Annotated in this window: 14 protein-coding genes, 1 other RNA gene and 2 pseudogenes; 3 read left to right on the top strand and 14 right to left on the bottom strand. The window is 53.2% G+C overall.

Going from position 1 to position 16,778, the window contains the following annotated elements; genetic code table 11:
• Window positions 1–33: 33 nt before the first annotated feature.
• From BBB56_RS08630 to BBB56_RS23490, 6 genes are all read right to left on the bottom strand, one after another.
• Window positions 34–711 carry an ABC transporter ATP-binding protein gene (locus BBB56_RS08630; protein ID WP_123800543.1) on the bottom strand — a complete coding sequence of 226 codons (678 nt, stop codon included), beginning with the start codon at window positions 709–711 and terminating at the stop codon, window positions 34–36.
• Window positions 704–1,537 carry an ABC transporter ATP-binding protein gene (locus BBB56_RS08625; RefSeq protein WP_123800542.1) on the bottom strand — a complete coding sequence of 278 codons (834 nt, stop codon included), beginning with the start codon at window positions 1,535–1,537 and terminating at the stop codon, window positions 704–706. The genes BBB56_RS08630 and BBB56_RS08625 overlap by 8 nt, the downstream gene beginning before the upstream one ends.
• Complete coding sequence (locus BBB56_RS08620) at window positions 1,527–2,384, bottom strand: ABC transporter permease (RefSeq protein ID WP_123800541.1); 858 nt, start codon at window positions 2,382–2,384, stop codon at window positions 1,527–1,529. Before BBB56_RS08620 ends, BBB56_RS08625 begins: the two co-directional genes overlap by 11 nt.
• Window positions 2,381–3,433, bottom strand: a complete 1,053-nt coding sequence (locus tag BBB56_RS08615) for an ABC transporter permease (protein WP_123800540.1) — start codon at window positions 3,431–3,433, stop codon at window positions 2,381–2,383. The genes BBB56_RS08620 and BBB56_RS08615 overlap by 4 nt, the downstream gene beginning before the upstream one ends.
• Window positions 3,433–5,001, bottom strand: a complete 1,569-nt coding sequence (locus BBB56_RS08610; RefSeq protein ID WP_123800539.1) for an ABC transporter substrate-binding protein — start codon at window positions 4,999–5,001, stop codon at window positions 3,433–3,435. Before BBB56_RS08610 ends, BBB56_RS08615 begins: the two co-directional genes overlap by 1 nt.
• Before the next feature lie 257 nt (window positions 5,002–5,258).
• Window positions 5,259–5,402 carry a hypothetical protein gene (locus BBB56_RS23490; RefSeq protein WP_158673934.1) on the bottom strand — a complete coding sequence of 48 codons (144 nt, stop codon included), beginning with the start codon at window positions 5,400–5,402 and terminating at the stop codon, window positions 5,259–5,261.
• A 200-nt stretch (window positions 5,403–5,602) separates the two neighbouring features.
• Here BBB56_RS23490 and mgtA point away from each other — a divergent pair, with 200 nt between their 5' ends.
• Window positions 5,603–8,308: a magnesium-translocating P-type ATPase gene (gene mgtA / locus BBB56_RS08605; RefSeq protein ID WP_123800538.1), complete on the top strand. Its 2,706-nt coding sequence runs from the start codon at window positions 5,603–5,605 to the stop codon at window positions 8,306–8,308.
• A gap of 135 nt (window positions 8,309–8,443) precedes the next feature.
• Here mgtA and BBB56_RS08600 read toward each other — a convergent pair.
• The 7 genes and pseudogenes from BBB56_RS08600 to smpB all read right to left on the bottom strand — a co-directional run.
• Window positions 8,444–8,719: pseudogene (locus BBB56_RS08600) on the bottom strand (integrase arm-type DNA-binding domain-containing protein); the annotation flags it as partial.
• Between the two features lie 744 nt (window positions 8,720–9,463).
• On the bottom strand, window positions 9,464–11,314 hold the full coding sequence (locus tag BBB56_RS08595) for an AAA family ATPase (protein WP_123800537.1): 1,851 nt from the start codon (window positions 11,312–11,314) through the stop codon (window positions 9,464–9,466).
• A gap of 4 nt (window positions 11,315–11,318) precedes the next feature.
• Window positions 11,319–11,804 carry an ABC-three component system middle component 2 gene (locus BBB56_RS08590; protein ID WP_123800536.1) on the bottom strand — a complete coding sequence of 162 codons (486 nt, stop codon included), beginning with the start codon at window positions 11,802–11,804 and terminating at the stop codon, window positions 11,319–11,321.
• On the bottom strand, window positions 11,797–12,900 hold the full coding sequence (locus BBB56_RS08585; protein WP_123800535.1) for an ABC-three component system protein: 1,104 nt from the start codon (window positions 12,898–12,900) through the stop codon (window positions 11,797–11,799). The genes BBB56_RS08590 and BBB56_RS08585 overlap by 8 nt, the downstream gene beginning before the upstream one ends.
• 426 nt (window positions 12,901–13,326) lie before the next feature.
• Window positions 13,327–14,402 (bottom strand): annotated as a pseudogene (locus tag BBB56_RS08580) (DNA primase family protein); the annotation flags it as partial.
• Window positions 14,403–14,499: 97 nt separating this feature from the next.
• Window positions 14,500–14,863: a transfer-messenger RNA gene (gene ssrA / locus BBB56_RS08575) on the bottom strand.
• 44 nt (window positions 14,864–14,907) lie between these two features.
• Entirely contained in the window at window positions 14,908–15,390 is a 483-nt protein-coding gene (gene smpB, locus BBB56_RS08570) for an SsrA-binding protein SmpB (protein ID WP_033754058.1), read from the bottom strand.
• A gap of 159 nt (window positions 15,391–15,549) precedes the next feature.
• Between smpB and BBB56_RS08565 the strand changes: the two genes are divergently transcribed.
• Both BBB56_RS08565 and BBB56_RS08560 read left to right on the top strand, forming a co-directional pair.
• Window positions 15,550–15,984 (top strand): type II toxin-antitoxin system RatA family toxin, encoded by a 435-nt coding sequence (locus BBB56_RS08565; protein WP_123800534.1) that lies wholly within the window; start codon window positions 15,550–15,552, stop codon window positions 15,982–15,984.
• Window positions 15,977–16,270, top strand: coding sequence for an RnfH family protein (locus BBB56_RS08560; RefSeq protein ID WP_123800533.1), 294 nt, complete (start codon window positions 15,977–15,979; stop codon window positions 16,268–16,270). The genes BBB56_RS08565 and BBB56_RS08560 overlap by 8 nt, the downstream gene beginning before the upstream one ends.
• A 57-nt stretch (window positions 16,271–16,327) precedes the next feature.
• Here BBB56_RS08560 and bamE read toward each other — a convergent pair whose 3' ends face one another.
• On the bottom strand, window positions 16,328–16,675 hold the full coding sequence (bamE, locus tag BBB56_RS08555; RefSeq protein ID WP_123800532.1) for an outer membrane protein assembly factor BamE: 348 nt from the start codon (window positions 16,673–16,675) through the stop codon (window positions 16,328–16,330).
• Window positions 16,676–16,778: the final 103 nt, after the last annotated feature.

The following is a 16,778-nucleotide window of genomic DNA, read 5'->3' as shown; positions in this document are numbered from 1 at the left end:
TGCGCGAGTATAGCCTGGTACCCGCGCATTCTGTCAGGCACTTATCTGCGCGACGATGCGTCCCTGCGCCATACGCACGGCGCGATCGCACATATGATCGATCACGTCGGGATCGTGACTCACCAGCACCATCGTCAGGCCGTCGTCGCGTTTGAGATCGTTGAGCAGATTGAGGATCTCCGCCTGCACCGACATATCCAGCGCCGAGGTCGGCTCATCCAGCAGCAGGATCTTCGGCTCCAGCAGCAGCGCGCGCACAATGGCTACGCGCTGGCGCTGACCGCCGGAGAGCTGGTGCGGATAGCGATCCGCCAGCGCCGGGTCCAGCCCCACGTGGCGAAAGCCCTGATTAATGCGATCGTCGATATTGTCGCGTTTTAGCAGCTTCAGCGGCTCCGCCAGCGTGCGGCGCAGGCGATGGCGCGGGTGCAGCGAAGCGTAGGGATCCTGAAACACCATCTGCACGTCGCGACGTAGCTGGCCGGTAAAGGGTTTGCCCGGCGCGACGTCACTGCCCGCCAGCTGCATTTTTCCCTGCCAGTGCGGGTTCAGCCCGGCCATCACCCACAGCAGCGACGATTTGCCGCAGCCGGACGGGCCGACCAGACCAAAACACTCTCCGGCCTTGACCTGTAAATCAACCTCATGCACCACGGTGCGCAGTTCATAGCCCTGTTTATGCGAAACGCTAAGCTGTTGCAGATTAATCATGATTCGCCTCCAGCGCGGCGCGGTCCAGCACCGGCAGCGCCTCGCCGTGCGTCGCCTTGCTCGGACGACACGACCACAGCGTGCGCGTATAGGGATGGGTAGCGCGCGGCAGATCGGCAGCGGGCAGCGTATCGAGCACGCGGCCTTTATACATCACCATCACCCGCTCGCAGTGCTCCGATACCTGTTGCAGATCGTGGCTGATCAACAGCAGCCCCATACTGCGCGCCTCGACCAGGCGGCGGATCAGGGCCAGCACCTGATCGCGCATCGCATGATCGAGCGCCGAAGTCGGCTCATCGGCGATCAAAAAAGCGGGATCGGTAATCAGCGCGATCGCCAGCATAACGCGTTGCCCCATGCCGCCGGAGAGCTGGTGCGGATAGCGCTGCATCAGCTGACGCGGCTGCGGCAGGCCTACGGCGTCCAGCATGTCGCATACTTTCTCTTTGCGTTCGCTGCGGCTCAGGCGGCGGTGCAGCAGCAGCGGCTCCTCTACCTGCCAGCCGATGGTGCGCGTCGGGTTCAGCGCGTATTTCGGATCCTGCATCACCATCGCGACGGTATCGCCGCGCAGCGCGCTCCAGGCTTTTTCGCTCAGGCGCAGCGCATCCTGACCGGCCACCTCCAGCCTTTGCGCGTGCAGATGCAGCGCGGGCGACAGCAGTCCCATCAGCGAGCGGGCGGTCAGCGACTTGCCGGAACCCGATTCTCCCACCAGCGCCACGCGCTCGCGGCCGATACGGAAGCTGATGTTATCCACCAGCAGCGCGTCGTCGCTGCGAATGCTCAGCGACTCGGCGTGAAGTAACAGATCATTTGGCATGGCGGGTATCCAGTCGATCGCGCAGGCCGTCGCCTGTCAGGTTAAAGGCCAGGCTGGCGAACAGAATCGCTGCGCCGGGCGCGGCGGCGACCCACCACTGGTCGAAAATCACTTTGCTGCCTTCGGCTACCATGGATCCCCACTCTGCGGTCGGCGGCTGCACGCCCATACCCAGGAAGCCGAGACCGGCGGCGGAGAGAATAATGCCGCCGAGGCTGAGCGCGGCGCGCACCACGGCGGTCGGCAGGCAGAGCGGCAGAATATGGCCGAACATCAGGCGCAGGCCGGTAATGCCCTGCATACGCGCGGCGGCCAGATAGTCGCTGCGGCGCAGCGCCAGCGTCTCCGCGCGCGCCTGGCGGGCGAAAGGCGGCCAGCTGGTGAGCGCCAGCGCCAGCGCGCCGTTCATCAGGCCCGGACCCAGCATCGCCACCAGCGCCAGCGCGATCACCAGGTTAGGCAGCGAGAGAAAAATATCGGTAATGCGCATCAGCACGCGCTCCGTCCAGCCGCCAACGTAACCGGCGGTGATGCCGACCAGCAGGCCGACCGGAATGGTCAGCACCAGGATCAGCGACACCAGCAGCAGCGTCGGGCGCGCGCCGTAGATCACGCGCGACAGCAGATCGCGGCCAAAGCCGTCGGTGCCGAACCAGTGCTGCGCCGACGGCGGCAGCAGGCGCGCCGAAATCGTCTGCATATTGGGATCGACCGGGGCCAGCAGCGGAGCGAACAGCGCGGTCAGCACCAGGATCGCCACCAGCGTCAGACCGATGGTCAGCGAGGTGACGCGATGGCGGCGACGGCGCGGCCGCAGCGTTTCAAGTTCAGAGAGTTGTTGCGTCATCGGGTTCTCGGATCGGTTAACCAGGTTAAGGCGTCTGCCAGCGCGTTAAGCAGCACGAAGCAGGTGCCGATCAGCAGCGTAGAGCCGAGGATAGCGGGAACGTCGGCGGAGAAGAGCGCGTTAGTCATATAGCGTCCGACGCCCGGCCAGGCGAATACCGTTTCCGTCAGCACTGATCCTTCCAGCAGGGTGGCGTAGGAGAGGGCGATAACCGTGACCAGCGTACCCAGGACGTTAGGGAAGATATGGCGCAGCAGGATACGGCCGCGACCGGCGCCCTTGGCGCGCGCCAGCGTCACGTACTCTTTGCTGCTCTCTTCCAGCAGCGCGGCGCGCAGCAGGCGGGTAATGCCCGCCATGGCCAGCAGGCCGAGGATCACTACCGGCAGCCACAGATGGGCGAGGGCGTTGCGAAACATCTCAGGGTCGCCGGAAAGCCAGCTGTCGATCAGCACAAAGCCGGTTTTCGGCTCCAGCGTATAAACATAGAGGTCGTCAAGCCGCCCCGGACCGGCCGACCAGTGCAGCACGGCGTAGAACAGCAGCAGTCCGAGCAGGCCGAGCCAGAACACCGGCACCGAGTAGCCGAGCAGCGAGATAAAGCGCGCCACGTTGTCGATAATGCTGCCGGGTTTCCACGCGGCAAGCAGCGCCAGGCTCACGCCGAAAACCGCTGCGAAGATCATTGAGCAGGTCGCCAGCTCAATGGTGGCGGGAAAGGTTTGCATCAGGTCGTTCGCCACCGGCTGATTAGTCAGATGCGACAGGCCGAGATCGCCGCGCGCCAGGTGTTCAAGATAGCGCCAGAACTGTACCAGCACCGGCTGATCCAGCCCCAGATCGTGACGCACCTGCGCGTAGGTGGCTTCGCTGGCGTGATCGCCCGCGATCTGCTGCACCGGATCCACCGGGGAGAGGTGCGACAGCATAAAGGTAAAGGCCAGCAGGCCGAGCAGCGTCACCAGCAGCGACAGCAGGCTGGTGATAAGCCGCGACAGGCGCGGCCAGAGATGCCGGGCGAACCCGGCACGAGAGGCTGACTGCGCCATTATTTACTGACCTGCGCGTAATACACCATGTCTGGGTTAATACCCTGTACGTAGCCCTGCAAATTGTCGCGCAGAGCAATCAGGTTACGCGCCTGGAGACCAATCACGTAAGGTGAGTTTTTCAGCACCGATTCCTGCATCGTCTTATAGAGGGCGACGCGCTTCTGCGGATCGCTTTCCGCCGTGGCGGCCAGCACCTGCTTGTTCAGCTCAGGAATATGCCAGTCTGAACGGTAAGCGATGGTCTTGCTGCCGTCTTCCGGGTTATAGGCGAAAGAGGCGGCGTTGGTGTTGGGATCGAAATAGTCCGCCCCCCAGGCGTTAAGCGTCGCCTGATACTTATGCGCCTTCACGTTAGTGGAGACCTCGGAGCTAAGGCCTGGCTGGACGTTAATCTTTACGCCGCCTTTGGCGAAGCTGCCCTGCAACGCCTGCGCGATGTCGAGATAGGGCGGCTGATTGCTGGTGGAGAGATCAAAGCTGACGTTGGTCAGACCGGCTTTTTGCAGAATCGCTTTCGCTTTCTCAGGATCGTAGCTGTAAGGGGTGTCGTTGACCGCGCCGAGGAAGCCCTTCGGCAGGAACGTCTGGTGCACGTCGAACTGGCCTTTCAGCAGATCGCTGGCGATGCCTTTGTAGTCAAAGAGATAACGCGCGGCTTCCCACAGCGCCGGGTTCTTCAGCGTCTCGTTGCCGCCGACGTTGAACTGAATATAGTAGAGCGAGGCCATAGGGATCGCTTCGGTCTTCACGCCTGCTTTGCCTTTCAGCGCGGCGATCTGATCGGCGCCGAGGTTGCGTGCGATATCGGCATCGCCCTGCTCCAGCAGCAGACGACGCGCGGCGGGTTCAGGCACGTTTTTGATCAGAATATTTTTCAGCTTCGGCGCGCCGGCGGGAGACGTCGGGTTAGCGCTCAGCAGCACCACCTGATGCAGCACCACCTTGCGGATCTGGTACGGGCCGCTGCCTGCCGAATGGGTCGCCAGCCAGCCGTTGCCCAGGTCGCCGTTCTTCTCGTTGGCCATCACGGTTTTTTCATCGACAATCGACGACACCGGCGCGGACAGCAGACTCAGCACGTAAGTCGGGCTGACATTCGCCGTCCAGCTAATCTGCACGTGGTTGTCGTCGACTTTCTTCAGAAAGCCGTCAACGTTCTCTTTGGTCCAGCCGAGCTGCGTCAGAATAAAGGCGGGATCGAGGTTAAGCTTTACCACGCGGCCGAGGGAAAAAATCACGTCTTCCGGGCGGAGCGGATTGCCGGTAGAGAATTTTGCATCTTTGCGCAGTTCAAAGGTCAGACTGCGGTTGTCGCTGCCGGGCTGCCAGCTGGTTGCCAGCGTCGGCTTCAGATCGGTGGGATTTTGCGGATCGGACTGCACCAGACGCTGATAGATATTGGTAAAGGTCTGCACGCTGGTCAGCTCGAAGCCTTTGGCCGGATCGAAACTGTCGGCGTCATCGGTGGACTGAGCGATAACCAGCGTATCTTTTGGCGTGGCGGCCTGCGCGGCAAAGGCCGCTGTCAGCGACATCGCTAACAAAGAGGCGACGATTTTTTTCATGGTAATTCCTTGCCTTATAAAGTAGTAACGCGAGTGTACGGAAGGGCTTAAAGGAAGAATAGTCTATTATTGGCTAACATTATGCTGAAAAGTTATAAGCGCAACAGTATGGTTATAAGCCGTCCAAAACTGTAGCTGTTAAGTAAAGGAAAACAGAACCTCAACAGCGCGCATTTAGCCATGATTTACGCTTTAACCTTTTTCCGACGCGCTTATACTATCGGCAACTTTTTTTACGGGAGAATTTTCTTGGACAGTTATTCGATGTGGTTACTGATACTGGCAAGCTGATTCTCTTCTGCTGCTTGCCAACCGGCGGGCGGCAATCCCGATAAATAACGATTGCTTCCTGAATACCTGTTTTTCACGTTAAGGCGATCGTTATGCTGCTTTTTACTCACGCTCTGTTTCCTCCTCCTCGCCGCGCGTAGCTGACTGGCTGCGTTCTGCTTCCGCACGCTCGCGCTGCGCCTGACCTCTTGCCGCTGCGTGACGCGCTTATTCGCCTGTCGGTTTACGCTTCCCTTTTAATTATTTTCTTTTTACGCACGCAACATTTTGCGTGCCGGGATCGCTTTGCCCGTTGCAGGGAGTTTTCACTATGTCTGAAATAAAACTGGAAAGCCAAACGCTGGCGAAAAATAAACGCCCGTCTGCGGCAAAGGCCGCAACCTCTTTTTTAATCGAACAGCAGGCCTGCCGTTCGGCAGAAGCCACGCTGCAACACCTGCGCAGCACCTGGGACGGGCTGTCCTCACAGGAAGCGCAACGCCGTCAGGCGCGGTCTGGTCCTAACGAAGTCGCCCATGAGAAAGCGCCTCCCGTGCTGGCGCAGCTGCTGATGGCGTTTCATAACCCCTTTATTTACGTCTTGCTGGCGCTGGCGCTGGTCAGCTTTTTCACCGACTACTGGCTGCCGCTGCGCGCGGGTGAGGCGGGCGATCTGACCGGCGTGACTATTATTTGCACCATGGTGACGCTCAGCGCCTTACTGCGCTTCTGGCAGGAGTTTCGTACCAACCGCGCCGCCCAGGCGCTGAAGTCACTGGTGCAGACTACGGCGACAGTGATGCGCGACGGCGCAGCGCAGCAGATTGCCATGCGCCAGCTGGTGCCCGGCGATGTGGTTCTGCTCGCCGCGGGCGACCTGATTCCGGCCGACGTGCGGCTGCTTAGCGCGCGCGATCTTGCCGTCAGCCAGGCGGCCCTGACCGGCGAATCCCTGCCGGTGGAAAAAATCGACTTTACCACGCGGATTGTGGAGAAGGGGGGTGACCTGCAACGCCCGGATCAGCAGGATAAAAGCCTGCTGGCGCGCAGCAATATCTGCCTGATGGGCACGACCGTGTCCAGCGGCACCGCGCGCGCGGTGGTGGTGGCGACCGGCAGTCAGACCTATTTCGGTTCGCTGGCGAAATCGCTGATCGGCAGCCGCGCGCAGAACGCGTTCGATCGCGGCGTGAACAGCGTCAGCATGCTGCTGATCCGCTTTATGCTGGTTATGGTGCCGGTGGTGCTGCTGATTAACGGCTTCAGCAAAGGCGACTGGATCGACGCGACGCTGTTCGCCCTGGCGGTTGCCGTGGGGCTGACGCCGGAAATGCTGCCGATGATCGTTAGCTCCAACCTGGCGAAAGGCGCAATGGCGCTGGCGCAGCGCAAGGTTATCGTTAAGCGCCTGAACGCGATTCAGAACCTCGGCGCGATGGATGTGCTTTGCACCGATAAAACCGGCACGCTGACGCAGGATGAGATTCGGCTGTCGCAGGCGCTGAACTGCGTCGGCCAGCAGGACGCGGGCGTGCTGCTGCTCGCCTGGCTGAACAGCAGCAGCCAGAGCGGCACGAAAAACCTGATGGATCGTGCCGTGCTCCAGGCTGGCGCAGGGCAGATCGCCGCGGCGCAGCAGAGTCGCTATCATCAGGGCGATTTTCTGCCGTTTGATTTTACGCGTCGTCGGGCCTCAGTCTGGGTCGATGATCTACAGCAGAATCATTCGCTGCTGGTGTGCAAAGGCGCGGTGGAAGAGATGCTGGCGGTCTCCACCTCCATCCGCGTTAACGGCGAAGCGTTGCCGCTGTGCGCTGAACGACGCGCAGCTTTACAGGCGCTGACCGAAAGCTACAACCAGCAGGGGTTCCGCGTGCTGCTGGTAGCGACGCGCGTGGGCGAGATGGCGCTGCCGCTTACCCAGGCGGACGAGCGCGAGCTGACGCTGGAGGGGATTCTGACCTTCCTCGATCCGCCGAAAGCGAGCGCAGCCGAGGCTATTCAGGCGCTGCGCGCTGACGGCGTGACGGTTAAAGTGCTGACCGGCGATAACCCCATGATCGCCGCGCGTATCTGTCATGACGTCGGGCTGGACGCCAGCGCCATACTCACAGGCGACGAGATTGAGGCGATGAGCGACAGCGAGCTGGCGGCGGCCGCTGAGCGCAGCAGCCTGTTTGCCAAACTGACGCCGCCGCAGAAAGCGCGCCTGGTGGGGCTGCTCCAGCAAAACGGTCATACGGTGGGTTTTCTGGGCGACGGCATCAACGACGCGTCCGCGCTGCGCGCGGCTGACGTAGGGATTTCCGTGGACAGCGCGGCGGACATCGCCCGCGAGTCCTCTGACATTATCCTGCTGCAGAAGGATCTGCGCGTGCTGGAAGCGGGCGTGCGGAAAGGGCGCGAAACCTTCGGCAATATCATCAAGTACCTGAACATGACCGCCAGCTCTAACTACGGCAACGTGTTTTCCGTGCTGATCGCCAGCGCTTTTATTCCGTTTTTGCCCATGCTGTCGATTCACCTGCTGTTGCAGAACCTGATGTATGACCTCTCCCAGCTGGCGCTGCCCTGGGACAGGATGGATCCGGAGTTTCTGCGCAAGCCGCGTAAGTGGGACGCCAGCAATATCCGCCGCTTTATGCTGTGGATGGGACCTACCTCGTCACTGTTCGACATCACCACCTTTGCGCTGATGTGGTTTGTCTTTGGCGCAAATCATGCGGGCGCGCAGTCGCTGTTCCAGTCCGGCTGGTTTGTTGAAGGGCTGCTGTCGCAAACCCTGGTGGTCCATATGCTGCGCACCCAGAAGATTCCCTTTATCCAGAGCCACGCGGCGCTGCCGGTGATGCTGACCACCTTCGCCATTATGGCGCTGGGTATCGCCATTCCCTTTTCGCCTCTCGGCGCAACGGTGGGGCTGGTGCCGCTGCCGCTCGCCTACTTTCCCTGGCTGGCGGCGACGCTGTTCGGCTACTGCCTGCTTGCGCAGGGGATGAAGACGCTCTATATCCGCCGGTTTGGGCGGTGGTTCTGAGGAGGCGGCAGTGAAAAGAAGAAAACTCGACCAGGCCTTTATCGGTATAGCCGCGATGGCGATTGCGCTGATATTGCTGACGGTGGTGATGCGGTAATCAACAGGCAGCGGGGCGACTCGCTGCTTTTTAGCGTTTAGCTGCTTCTGTGGAACGAGCCCCTTAGCAAGCAGCGACAGATATTGGTCACGCATCTGACGTGCAGCAGCGAGCGTTAGGGCAGGGTAGGAGCCAAGACTGAGATTTGTACCGCTGCTACTTGCTGGCCGCTGGTAACGGAAACACCATAGCTTCTTACCCGACGATTTGATGAGCAGGAAAAGGCCGTCGCCATCGTGCAGCGTGAAGTCTTTTACTAGAGGCTTAGCTTTGAGGATTTCGTTATTGATGAGGGGGCGGGTAATCCGCGCCATGCCTGGTTTCCGTCCATAACTGATACACGTTATTGGCCCACATTACAGCGTGTACCTAAACGTGTACCAGTTAACACTGGATTCAGGGGGCTCGTGTCGGAAGTTTACAGGCACAAAAAAGCCCGCAGGGCTTTCACCGTGCGGGCTTTCAGGACTTCTACAGATGACTCTGGTAATCACCCTTGAAGAATTTTGGTGGGCTTGCGGAATCTGAATAAATATCGCAAAATGATGTATTTAAGTGGTTTTATCTAATTCAACTTTGTACCGTGTACCTAAACGTGTACCAATTATTGGATCTCACACTCCGTAACGGCTTGGCAAGGATAACGAATGCCCGGAGCTAAATCCAAAATAAAATGATTTTAAGTAAAAGTGTTCACACTGTTCACTTTTGGTTTTTATGTTTTAAATTCATTGAGTTAGATGATGAAGGGTAAGGCAAGGGATGTGTACTAAAGTGATCACCTTAGCCGAAATGATAAAAAATGGCCGAAGATGGTATACATAATGTGGCGTTATCAAGCTTTGTATAATGGAATATTCAGCAGTATGTTGAAAGTAGAAGATATTTTACAATGTGCGTAAATGATAGTCAGAACTCTAACATATTGCTTAAATAGTGCTAATATTCCAAATGTAACGGATCAATATTTTATAAGTATTTTGGTGTATAGCATTGATAACTAATTATTGCGAAATAACTAGTTATCAGTAGCTAATTTAAGCTCAGTGGTTTAAGGCTTACTTAGGATGAAATAGACCAAAGCGTCCATGTCGAGGATTTTTGGTGAATACAGTTAGCCCAAGCTGATCCTCGAATAGTTCTGGTGGGTGCTCGTTTTCAATAATAATGATCTGGCTGTCGGAGTGCTCTTCGAGCAAGTATTTATAGAAGTTTTTCTTAAGTGCCGAACCTTTCAAGCTGTCACTTTCTCCTTCTGGTTCATAATATGCAAGCAATGGCGAGTCAATGACTACAAAACCTGGATGAGGAAGTGAGCGTTCCTTACAAAATTCAAGTAATCCTAAAGTAACAGCAGCGTGTGTTATTGCACGGAGGCCTTTACCTCTGTTACCACGAAGTTTACCATTAATAACAAAATCCATTGTAACTTCGTCAAAATAGACATCACCTGTATCAGGAAAATCCCAAGCTTCAAGTATTTTTTCAACCGTTTTTGAAAATTCGTGCAGGATTTTAATAGGTAGATTTGTCAAAATTTTCTTATTGTCAGTATCAGAAGCACCTTCAATTCCGAATAAATTTTCCTTTTGGGATAGAAGCTTGTCCAATCGTGTAAACAAAGAAAGGTAAGATAAGGCTTTACTACGTGCATCAACAAAAAGAGCGTAATCTGATTGTACATTAGCAATCTCAGGCGCACTTGCATTTCTTATCTCATTATCAATGAGAGTAAATTGCTCATCGACGTCATTAAGCTTATCTAAATTATTCGAATATTCATTTTTTAAAGCCGTGATTGTAGAATCAAGATCACTGGCGAGGATTTTTATCTTTTCCATTTCTGCCAACGCTGCAATGACTATCAATTCAACATGTTCATTACAAGTTTCGACACTGTGTTGGGCGTGTGGTGGCGCGCCACATTGAGGGCAGGATAACCGTTCATAATGCACAAAAAGTGATCCTGACTCCTCTATAGCCATCAAACGATTCAAATCTGATAAATATTGTTGCCTTAATAAATCAAAGCGACCAAGCATGCTATCAATATCAGCAATTCTATCTTTTATTTCTTCGCGCTTTTGAACGATGACACGCCTACTGTTCGTCATTTCTTTGAATTTCAGTAGAGCTAGATCAATTTTCTCTCTAGTTAAAGTAATAGATGAGTTAAGTTTATCAATCTGTTGGTTGAGCTCTTCACGTTCATAACCATTTTCTAAAATTTCATCGTTTAAATCACTTATCCACTGCTCAATCAGTTCTGCTTTTGCTTGGTCATTTTTTTCTTCTTGTGAGCTAACTTCAAATGGCACGATGGAGCTATCGTCTAATCCGGTTAATAATAATTTCAACGTAGACTTTTCAGCTGTTTTGGAAATATATTGGCCTGTTAAATAAGGTGAATTTTGGCGAATAATCTCTCTTTCATCAACAATGACTAATCGAGCTATATCACGAAAACTAAGAGAGCGGCAATCTCCCTGCGCATTTTTTCGGATATTTTGACTGAGCAAACCTAAAGCGCCAAGAAGCCAACCAGATATATTATCCTCTCGACCTGCTGCATGTTTCATTTTGAGCATGCCGTTTGGCTGAACGTTTGTCGAAATTTGAATATCCCCTTGGAATATTTTGTAATTCCCTCCTGCTATACTACGCTCAAATGTCCAGGTTCCTTTTTCGGAAGAATCGATGGTTATTCGGGCTTTTTCATATCCATGAAGCTCCGGAATATCTCTCAAGTCACTCCCTCCGAGAAGAAAGTCAATAACTTCGATGAGAAAAGACTTTCCCGTATCGGATGCGCCACAAATAACGTTTAAATTTTTTTTAAACTCTATGATGGAAGGCTTGATACCAGCACCCAAAAAACAAACATTGGTTATTTTAAGTGTTTTATTCATTTTTTTATTTTTTTCCTAAGCCGTGGAACTGCGTAGTCCATTTATCAAAAAAACTGCTAATAAGATTTTGAAATTCTTTTGAGTCCATATTACCAAAGGTTTCAACTGCCCAGCGTGCTCTTTCAACTAATAGGTGAATATAAGGTGTAGTTAATGAATCGACGAATGGTTTCGCGTAATCACTGGCTTGATAAGTAATTCCTTCAGAGGAAACTATTCTGTTTATAAGACCTCTACTCAACATCAATGTGAGACCTGACTCAATAATTTTACGTCTTATAAGAAGTTCACCTTGTCTAAGTGGGACGGGAGGATGAATACTTTCTGGGCCATTAACGTCTCCAGAATGAACAACTAAATAGTCCGAATCTACCAGTCGCTGTAAATCCAAAGTGGCAGGAAAGTTAGCGGTCAGAATAACTAAGGAACGAACGCCAGCCTCTAGGGCGCTATTAAATATAGTCACTCCAGGTTGAAGTTGCTCACTCATCACTTTCACTCCAATTCAAGCGACTATCATTTACGAGCTGATGACAAATTCCTTGCTTATCTCTTGGTCGTGTGACGCTTGAAAGTGGGTTTGCATCGATGGTAATTACAGCGGCTTGAGCCATTATAACTCTTAAACGACTCATCTCGCATTTATGTGAAGCTTCATAAGAGTCCACGACTCCGTCGAAAATGTCATTTTGAAGATTTTCAAAAACCCCCGAAGGGAGCGTGTCACGAGAAAAGTTACGCAAGGATTCTGCATGATAAAAGCGCTCGCGCTGCCTTCTAAAATTCATCAGCAAGTCATCATCATTATTTATTAATTTTAAATCTACACATTGAGTGTCTAATCCTTTTGATTTTGCATAAACGTGTAAGAGTTGCCTGATGTATCTATGATTCAACGAAACAGTATCTTCAAGTGGAATTACAGGTTCAGGACGGACCCCTAAACCACCGCCAAATCTTACTACATGGAAATTGGTTGAAGCATGTTGTTCAATCATTTTGACAAGTGAAATCGAGTCGAAAATTGTGAAATCAAAGCTATCTAAATGCTTAAGTAGGCCATCTTCAAGTTTGATTTTTGATGTGGAGGTGATTCCATCCTCACAATATTTAACCCAATTATTTTGGAGCTCTTCTTTTAATTTAACGGCATTTGAAAGTAAGTTTCCTAACTTGGTGCCAACTTGCTTTGGTGCAACAAAGTAATATTTTCTAGGCGTTGTGTAATCGCCGCGATATGTATAATAAATGACTTTACCTAACTCAACCCAAACATCGGAGGGGGTTAATGGATGGTCATAAAATTTACATTGGTAGTTATCCCACCCGTCACTAAACTGGTTGGATAACACAAATCCTGCAACATCCAGTCCTTTATCCCCCGAACCTGAAAATCGCCTGACAGAATGGTATGAACTTTCGAGAGAGGATGCCCACTCTTCTGTGAATTCCTCCCATTCATCTGAATTAAATAGCTGTACACGTTGTGTTTTGGGGATAGGAATGCCAGAAACAACATGTGCTGAACTATATAAACCTTTTTGAGGGTTAGGGGATAGCTCTTTGAAATTATCTTCACTCATCATTTTTCATATTTAATTGTTAATTAAATTAGTATGAATTTCCGTTATAAATAAAAGTTATGCTGTTTTTATCTAATCATAGTTTTGTGAGTTTTAAACAGCCAGAAGCATTCCGCGGTCATAGTTCTTGATAACTGCACAGTCCATATACACTGATGTTGTTATAGCGCTTTATTAGTAGGCTTGACAAGCACTGAATTTGATGAAGTTGCATAAATTATGAGTAACAGAAGATTTTGCTAAAAATTGAAGAGTCAGTAAAGGAGCAATGCTATAACTATCAAGTCATTAAGGTGAGTGCTCGCCCGATAATCGAACTAAAAGTTAACGTGCATTTTCCAACTCATGCCCTTGCTGACATTTAGTAAGATTAGTGATTCCATCAGGCATTAAAAACCAGCCTAAGCCGGTTTATGTGAAACGTCATTATTAGGCAATACATGCTGGCAGCCAATCTGCTTCACTATCTTCATGTAGCGTGAGATTGGTCTGGACGCCGTTATTTGTTCTGCGTTTGAGCAGCACTCGTTCATACTCCTTCAGCGTCTGCGGGACAGCCTGCCCGAAAGCCGTCAGGCTAAGCGGGTGCTGATGGCCGCGTGACTCCATAAAGGACAGGTAGGCGTGATAGAGGTAGCGCTTCGGGTTCAGCGGGCGGATATTGGCGTTACCCATAAACAGCCCGGTCGCGGTGCTTATCGGCATCAGGTAGGCGCAGAAATCGACCAGCGGATCAGCCTGGCGTTTAATCTCCAGCGCCTCGCCAGATGATTGCTGCGCCTGCAACAGCTCGCGGGCTTCATCTGGCGACACGAAGCGCTGCATCAGATGTCGAACAATCACGGCCAGCTCGGTGCTGATTTTGTCCAGCAACTGCGGGTCACGCTCTTTTGCCGGTATCACTTCCGGGAACGTCAGGATTACCCGGCGACGTGATACGCCGCCGCTGCGATCGCTGAAACGCATAGGATTGTTATTCACCGCCAGAATCACCGCCGGGATGTGCGTTGAATAGGCGTCACGGTATTTCGGATCGATTGCCACGGCATCGCCGCCGGTAATCGCCTTGATGCCCGCGCCGTCGCCGCTCCATTTCTCCTGGTCAGGGAGAATAATTAGTGAGAAGCCCACCACGCTGGCCCGCTCGCGTGAGGATTCCAGCGTGTCGATAGTGGCTGACGTGGTATTGTCTTTTCAGGCCAGCAGAGTGGCTATTGAGGCCATCACGCTTTTACCGCTACCGCCGGGCCGGTGACCTCAAGAAACATCTGCCAGTCGTAGCGGTTTGCCAGCACCATAAATAACGCCGCGAGGATGCGCTCCTGCTTGTCGTGATTGTGTCCGGCAGCCCGCGTTAACCAGCGCCAGAATGCCGGGGCGTGGTCTGCGAGGTTTTCACCCGGACGTGGAGCGGTGTAGTCCACACTGTTGACGGTGCGCAGCCAGTGCTCGCGGCGGTGTGGGCTGAAGGTGCCTGTCGTGGTGTCATACACGCCGTTACGGAAGCGGAAGGTCACAGGCACAAAAAAGCCCGCAAGGCTTTCACCGTGCGGGCTTTCAGGACTTCTACAGATGACTCTGGTAATCACCCTTGAAGAATTTTGGTGGAGCTGGCGGGAGTTGAACCCGCGTCCGAAATTCCTACATCCTCAGTACTACATGCTTAGTCAGTCTTTACATTCGCCTGGCAGCTGCGGACAGACACGCCACTGACAGACTATCCTGATTAGATTTAACGCTTCAACCCCAGGCAAGGCATCCACGCGATCTCTTTTGGGTTTGACCTCTCTTGATCCCCGTCCTAAGAGCGGAGGCTAGGGAGAGAGGGCTCTAAGCAGGTTATTAAGCTGCTAGTGCGTAGTTTTCGTCGTTTGCGACTATTTTTTTGCGGTTTTTTAGCGAGGCCTACCGCACCTCGGCATGCACCTTGGGTTTCGCAAATCCCGTCGAATCCAGAATCAGCCCCAGGAACTAACTACTCTAGCAAAAATCTTTAAAACTATCCAGCGATTAGCGGTTGCGATTTTTCATGATGCGCGCTTTATCGAGCTTCCACTCGCGCTCTTTGATGTCATCTCGCTTGTCATGCTCTTTCTTACCGCGCGCCACGCCAATCTTCAGTTTGCACCAGGCGTTTTTCCAGTAAAGCGACAGCGCCACAACGGTGTAGCCTTCTCGGTTGACGCGGCCATAAAGCGAATCGAGTTCGCGCTGGTTCAGCAACAGCTTGCGGTTACGCGTCGGATCGCAGACCACGTGCGTTGAGGCTACCGCCAGCGGCTGGAAGGTTGAGCCGAACAGATAAGCTTCGCCATCGCGCAGCAAAATATAGCTGTCGCTGATGTTGGCTTTACCCGCGCGGAGTGATTTGACTTCCCATCCTTGTAGCGACAATCCCGCTTCGAACTCTTCTTCAATGAAGTATTCATGACGGGCGCGTTTGTTAAGGGCAATAGTGGCAGAACCGGGTTTATGTACTTTTTTCTTTGTCATAGTGCGGCGTATTTTACATCACTTAGGCGGCCATCGCACCCCTTGTCCAGCGGGGCACCGGGAAACGGGATATTCTAGCACACCTCTCAATGCGGGGAATTTTTGTTTGATCGCTGGAAATGCTACAATTCAGCGGTTTTATGATGAACAGGAACCATTATGGCTCAGATTAGTCGTTCGGCGCTGGTGCCCTTCAGCGCTGAGCAAATGTACCAACTGGTCAACGATGTGGATGCCTATCCACAATTTTTGCCGGGCTGTACCGGCAGTCGCGTGCTGGAATCGTCTGAAAATCAGATGACCGCCTCTGTAGACGTCTCAAAAGCGGGCATCAGTAAGACATTTATCACGCGTAATACCCTTACCGACAATCAACGCATTCATATGCAGCTGGTAGACGGTCCGTTCCGCAAGCTTACCGGCGGATGGCAGTTTATTTCGCTGGGCGATGACGCCTGCAAGGTTGAGCTGAGCCTCGATTTTGAGTTCACCAATATGCTGGTGGAAATGGCGTTTGGCCGCGTCTTCAAAGAGCTGGCCAACAGCATGGTGCAGGCGTTTACCCAGCGTGCCAAAGAGGTTTACAGTGCCTGAGATTTCAGTTGAAGTGGTTTATGCGCTGCCGGAAAAGCAGTATCAGCGCGTAGTCAGGCTGGAAGAGGGCAGCACCGTCGAGCAGGCGATCGTCGCGTCGGGCCTGCTTGAACTACGTCGCGATATCGACCTCAGCCGTAACAAGGTCGGCATATTCAGCCGCACGGTGAAGCTGAGCGATACGCTTCAGGAAGGCGATCGAGTGGAAATTTATCGACCCCTGATTGCCGACCCCAAAGAGCTGCGTCGCCAGCGCGCCGAACGCTCCGCCAGCGGCAAAAAATAGCCGTCAGGCCAGAAAAAACAAAAGGTGCCAGCGGCACCTTTTTTGTTGACGGTCGAATTAGTTATTCGAGGCAGTCAGATTCGGCTTGTTGTCGATATTAGTCAGGATGCCGTTACTGTCGAAGGTCAGGGTCAGCGTCTGCTGCTTCACATTCTCATGGCCTGGCTCCTGGCGAAACACGTAATACCAGACGTTACTGCCAAAGGGATCGCGCATCATCGGCGTACCGAGCGTATAAGCGACCTGCTGCTGCGTCATGCCGTTGTGGATTTTCGCTACATCATTGGCAACCAGATAGTTGCCCTGGTTGATATCTGGACGGTAAACCACGCGCTCAAGGGTGGAGCATCCGGCGGTCATCATCAACATTACCACTGCCGCGGCAGTCAGCGTTTTACAGCGCATCTCTACATTCCTTTTCTGGGGCCAAACGCCTTTTGCAGGCTGTTTTTTTGCCATCAAATTCTGAACTCTGCCTGCGGCAGGCTTTATTATTCAGGCGACATAA

The organism is Candidatus Pantoea deserta (assembly GCF_003813865.1).
Taxonomy (GTDB): Bacteria; Pseudomonadota; Gammaproteobacteria; order Enterobacterales; family Enterobacteriaceae; genus Pantoea; species Pantoea deserta.
This window is presented reverse-complemented; position numbering and strand designations above follow the sequence as displayed.

What these genes read in the sequence shown, in the direction of transcription:
- bamE (WP_123800532.1), bottom strand. Translation starts at nt 16,675, where the DNA reads ATGCGCTGTAAAACGCTGACTGCCGCGGCAGTGGTAATGTTGATGATG.
- BBB56_RS08625 (WP_123800542.1), bottom strand. Translation starts at nt 1,537, where the DNA reads ATGCCAAATGATCTGTTACTTCACGCCGAGTCGCTGAGCATTCGCAGC.
- BBB56_RS08565 (WP_123800534.1), top strand. Translation starts at nt 15,550, where the DNA reads ATGGCTCAGATTAGTCGTTCGGCGCTGGTGCCCTTCAGCGCTGAGCAA.
- BBB56_RS08585 (WP_123800535.1), bottom strand. Translation starts at nt 12,900, where the DNA reads ATGATGAGTGAAGATAATTTCAAAGAGCTATCCCCTAACCCTCAAAAA.
- BBB56_RS08620 (WP_123800541.1), bottom strand. Translation starts at nt 2,384, where the DNA reads ATGACGCAACAACTCTCTGAACTTGAAACGCTGCGGCCGCGCCGTCGC.
- BBB56_RS08595 (WP_123800537.1), bottom strand. Translation starts at nt 11,314, where the DNA reads ATGAATAAAACACTTAAAATAACCAATGTTTGTTTTTTGGGTGCTGGT.
- BBB56_RS08615 (WP_123800540.1), bottom strand. Translation starts at nt 3,433, where the DNA reads ATGGCGCAGTCAGCCTCTCGTGCCGGGTTCGCCCGGCATCTCTGGCCG.
- BBB56_RS08610 (WP_123800539.1), bottom strand. Translation starts at nt 5,001, where the DNA reads ATGAAAAAAATCGTCGCCTCTTTGTTAGCGATGTCGCTGACAGCGGCC.
- mgtA (WP_123800538.1), top strand. Translation starts at nt 5,603, where the DNA reads ATGTCTGAAATAAAACTGGAAAGCCAAACGCTGGCGAAAAATAAACGC.
- BBB56_RS08590 (WP_123800536.1), bottom strand. Translation starts at nt 11,804, where the DNA reads ATGAGTGAGCAACTTCAACCTGGAGTGACTATATTTAATAGCGCCCTA.
- BBB56_RS08630 (WP_123800543.1), bottom strand. Translation starts at nt 711, where the DNA reads ATGATTAATCTGCAACAGCTTAGCGTTTCGCATAAACAGGGCTATGAA.
- smpB (WP_033754058.1), bottom strand. Translation starts at nt 15,390, where the DNA reads ATGACAAAGAAAAAAGTACATAAACCCGGTTCTGCCACTATTGCCCTT.